The sequence below is a fragment of the Mesorhizobium sp. M4B.F.Ca.ET.089.01.1.1 genome (assembly GCF_004022605.1).
GTDB lineage: Bacteria > Pseudomonadota > Alphaproteobacteria > Rhizobiales > Rhizobiaceae > Mesorhizobium > Mesorhizobium abyssinicae.
In genome coordinates this window covers 1-3,884 of sequence record NZ_RZOS01000489.1, presented here as the reverse complement: position 1 = coordinate 3,884, position 3,884 = coordinate 1, and the positions used below count along the sequence as shown (strand labels likewise).

The 3,884-nt window shown below is 66.1% G+C and carries 4 protein-coding genes; all 4 read left to right on the top strand.

The features are described 5' to 3' along the window. Positions 1 to 312: 312 nt before the first annotated feature. The 4 genes from EN780_RS29155 (at position 313) to msrA (ending at position 3,799) form a co-directional block, all read left to right on the top strand. The gene (locus EN780_RS29155) at positions 313 to 1,377 is read left to right on the top strand and encodes a TadE/TadG family type IV pilus assembly protein (RefSeq protein WP_127394308.1); all 1,065 of its coding nucleotides are present in this window, start codon (positions 313 to 315) and stop codon (positions 1,375 to 1,377) included. A gap of 488 nt (positions 1,378 to 1,865) precedes the next feature. Further along, on the top strand, positions 1,866 to 2,573 hold the full coding sequence (locus tag EN780_RS29145; protein ID WP_127391530.1) for a DUF1223 domain-containing protein: 708 nt from the start codon (positions 1,866 to 1,868) through the stop codon (positions 2,571 to 2,573). Positions 2,574 to 2,656: 83 nt separating this feature from the next. After that, positions 2,657 to 2,983 carry a hypothetical protein gene (locus EN780_RS29140; protein WP_127391531.1) on the top strand — a complete coding sequence of 109 codons (327 nt, stop codon included), beginning with the start codon at positions 2,657 to 2,659 and terminating at the stop codon, positions 2,981 to 2,983. Positions 2,984 to 3,064: 81 nt separating this feature from the next. Continuing rightward, positions 3,065 to 3,799, top strand: a complete 735-nt coding sequence (gene msrA / locus EN780_RS29135) for a peptide-methionine (S)-S-oxide reductase MsrA (protein WP_127391532.1) — start codon at positions 3,065 to 3,067, stop codon at positions 3,797 to 3,799. Positions 3,800 to 3,884: the final 85 nt, after the last annotated feature.

Here is a 3,884-nt window from a genome sequence, read left to right as displayed (position 1 = left end):
CTGCCGGCATCCTCTCCCCGTATAGTGACGGGGAGAGGGGGCGCTCCCGTCGCCGATTTCGCCAATCGCCGGCGCAGGATGGGCGGGAAGATCGCGGCCGCCCCCTTCTCCCCGTCACTATACGGGGAGAAGGTGCCGGCAGGCGGATGAGGGGCGGCGCCGGCGGATGAGGGTTCGGCAGGCGCTCGTGCCGGCAAATCCCGGCCACAACCCGCGCCACGCCTAAATAAGCCGTGCCTTAAACATTAATCCACCAGTTTGGCGCATGATCCGCCGCTGCTGGGCAGGCAACGGCTTTGGGGGACTTCGAGAATGTTGCGATACGCAAGCGATTTCGTCCGTTCGCGAGACGGCTCGATCGTGCCGGTGTTCCTCATGATCCTGGTGCCGCTGCTGCTCGCCGTCGGCCTCTCGGTCGACTACACCTCGGCGGTGCAGACGAAGAGCAACATGCAGAACGCGCTCGACGCGGCGATCCTGTCGATCACCACGCTGCCGAAGACCACCACGCTGGCCGACCGCGAGAAGTCGCTGCAGCAGAGCTTCGCCGCCAATGGCGGGCAAGGCAGCGCGACGCTCGACAGCTTCGTCGTGGCGGCCGACGGCACCGCCACCGCCAAGGCTTCGGCGCACTATCCGATGCCGACCAATTTCATGCAGATCGCCAAGGTCGACACGGTGCAGGTCGGCGTGACCTCGGCGGTGCGCAAGCGGCCGGCGCTGGTGCAGACGACGTTCAGGGTGACGAAAGTGTCCGGCTACTGGAACAAGACGATGACGCTCTACGGCACCAAGTTCGGCGACACCGTGGCCAAGCCGCTGATGACGATCACCTACACCTATAACGGCTTCGGCGACCCGAAGGGCTACGGCACCGCCATCGTCAGCACGATCAGCGGCAGCACCACGACCAAGGTCCAGCAGCAGGTCTGCACCACCGCCACGGTGAAGAACTTCAACAGCCTGCCCACCGGCGCGATCACGCAGACCAGCGGCAGCAAGAAATACGTGACGACCTGCGCCGACACGTTCTATCCCGCCAACGGCACCGGCGCGGTGATCGACGTCAGCCAGATGGACAGCCTCTATCTGCAGATGGACGTGCCCTCGGGCAGCCCGAAGGTGCTGAAGTCCAACGACCCTGCCACCTCGAACCGGCTCTACATCGGCACCAGCAACACAACCATGCCCGAGGTCGCGACCGGCCAGACGGTCGACATCTTCACCGCCGTGCCCTGCGGCCAGACCGGCTACCAGGCCTGGGAAGACGGCGGCAACCCGGTGCCGGCCGACGTCAGCAACGCCGACTTCTTCTACACCGTCCAGGGCAAGTGCGACTTCAACCAGCGGCCGTCGAACACCGTGCTGACGCAGTGATGAGCTGATCTCCCCAAGTGGGGAGATCATGCACTCGAAGGGCACCCTCCAGTTTCCGGATTGAAGAGCCAGTGGGAGCATGAAGGGCGCCTTTCCTCTCCCCCGTCGATCGGGGGAGAGGTGTCGAGCGAAGCTCGACGGAGTGGGGGTCGACCAGCGCCGGCGTCTTTGTTTCTGGCGGGGTGATGCCTGGCCCTGATTGGTGAATTGTCGGCGGCGGCGTATTTAGGAACCGCCTTCCCCCACTCCGTCGCTGCTTCGCAGCGACACCTCTCCCTCCTCCGGAGGGAGAGGAAAGGAGCCAGGCGGCGGACGGATGAGCTGGCCAATCCCGCTTGCGGGGGGGGAGATGCGGGGAGGACAGCAGGGGTGCTGTCCGCCGGCTTTCCGCGTTGAGGGTTCTCAATCACAAACCGGTGATGCCTGTAACGAAGCCCTCCGGCACGGCGAAATGGGAGCATGACCCGCCGCAACGGAGACTGTTTCTCATGACCGGATCAAAGACAACGCTCGGCAAGGCATGGCTCGCTGGCGCGGCCCTTATCGCGCTGGCCGCCAGCGCCGGCGCGGCGTCGGCCCAGCCGCTGACCGTGGTCGAGCTGTTCACCAGCCAGGGCTGCTCGTCCTGTCCGCCGGCCAACGCCAATCTGATCAAGGTCAAGGACCAGCCGGGCGTGCTGGCGCTGTCGTTCAACGTCACCTACTGGGACTATCTCGGCTGGAAGGACACATTCGGCCGGCAGGAATTCACCCAGCGCCAGGTGAATTACGAGCCGCCGCTCGGCCATGACGGCCCGTTCACGCCGCAGGTGGTGGTGAACGGCAGCGCCGATGCGGTCGGCGCCGCGCCCGGCGAGATCGAGCGGCTGATCTCGACCAGCCCGCAGGCCAAGGGCCCGGCGCTTGCGCTCGGCGACGGCAAAGTGAGCATCGGCGCCGGCACGGCGCCCGGCGGGGCGGCCGATGTCTGGCTGGTGCGTTACAGGCGCGGCGTCGTCGAGGTGCCGGTGGCGCGCGGCGAGAACACCGGCCGCACCCTGCCGCATGCAAATGTCGTCCATTCGCTGCAGCGGCTCGGCCGCTGGAACGGCGAGGCGACGACGCTGCCGCTGCCGGCCGATGGCGGCGGGCTCAACACCGCGGTGCTGGTGCAGACACCCGGCGGCGGGCCGATCCTGGCCGCCGCGGCGAACTGATCATCCTTCTTCGCGCGATGCCGCATGAGGCGGCAGCGCACCATCCGGCCCGCATCGCGCGCCACAACTCAAGGAGAATACCCGTGACCAAATTCCTGACCGCACTCGCCTTCGCGCTCGCAACCACGACGTTCGCCGCCGGCGCCCGCGCCGACGACGCGACCAACGCCATGAAGCCGGCCAACGCGATGGCCACCGAGGCGATGAAACCGGCAACGGACGCGATGAAGCCGGCGACCGACGCGATGAAGCCTGCCAACGCCATGGCGACCGATGCGATGAGCACGCAGGCGATGAAGCCGGCCGATGCCATGAAGCCGGCGACGGATGCAATGAAGCCGGCCACGGATGCGATGAAGCCGGTGACCGATGCGATGAAGCCCGTCGATGCGATGGCTCCAGCGCAATAAGTTGCCGCCGACGCACGCCAAAGTGAGAACCCGGCGGCGGCCGATTTCGTATATGGTGAACAGCAGCAAGGGAGTTCCAACATGAGCGCAATTCGACAGCAGAAGCGATCGTCGACCTTCGCCAAAGGCGCGCTCGCCGCGCTCGTCCTGACCGTCGCGGCCGCCGCGTTCTGGCAGACGCCGGCGGTCTCGGCCGAGGACGCGGTGGTGATCCCGCCGCCGGCAATGGACGAGAAGGCTGCCAGCGGCAGCGAGACGGCGGTCTTCGCCGGCGGCTGCTTCTGGGGCGTGCAGGGCGTGTTCCAGCACGTCAAGGGCGTGACCAAGGCGGTGTCCGGCTACACCGGCGGCAGCAAGGAAAACGCCGTCTACGAGGTCGTCGGCACCGGCAGCACCGGCCATGCCGAGTCGGTCGAGATCACCTACGACCCGTCGCAGGTGACCTATGGCCAGCTGCTGCAGGTCTATTTCTCGGTCGCGCACAATCCGACGCAGCTCAACTACCAGGGGCCGGACCACGGCACGCAGTACCGCTCGACGATCTTTGCCGGCAACGACCAGCAGAAGAAGGTGGCCGAGAGCTACATCGCCCAGCTCGACAAGGCCAAGGTGTTTTCCCAGCCGATCGTCACCACGCTGGAGACCGGCAAGACCTTCTATCCGGCCGAGGACTACCACCAGGATTTCCTGACGCTGAACCCGACCTATCCCTACATCGTCTACAACGACCTGCCGAAGGTGGCGAATTTGAAGACGCTGTTCCCGAAGCTCTACAGCGAAAAGCCGGTGCTGGTGCTGGCGTCGAGCAAGAGCTGAGCGGGGCCGTCCTGAGCCTTCTCCCCGTCACTATACGGGGAGAAGGTGCCGGCAGGCGGATGAGGGGCGGCGCCAACATTTGAAG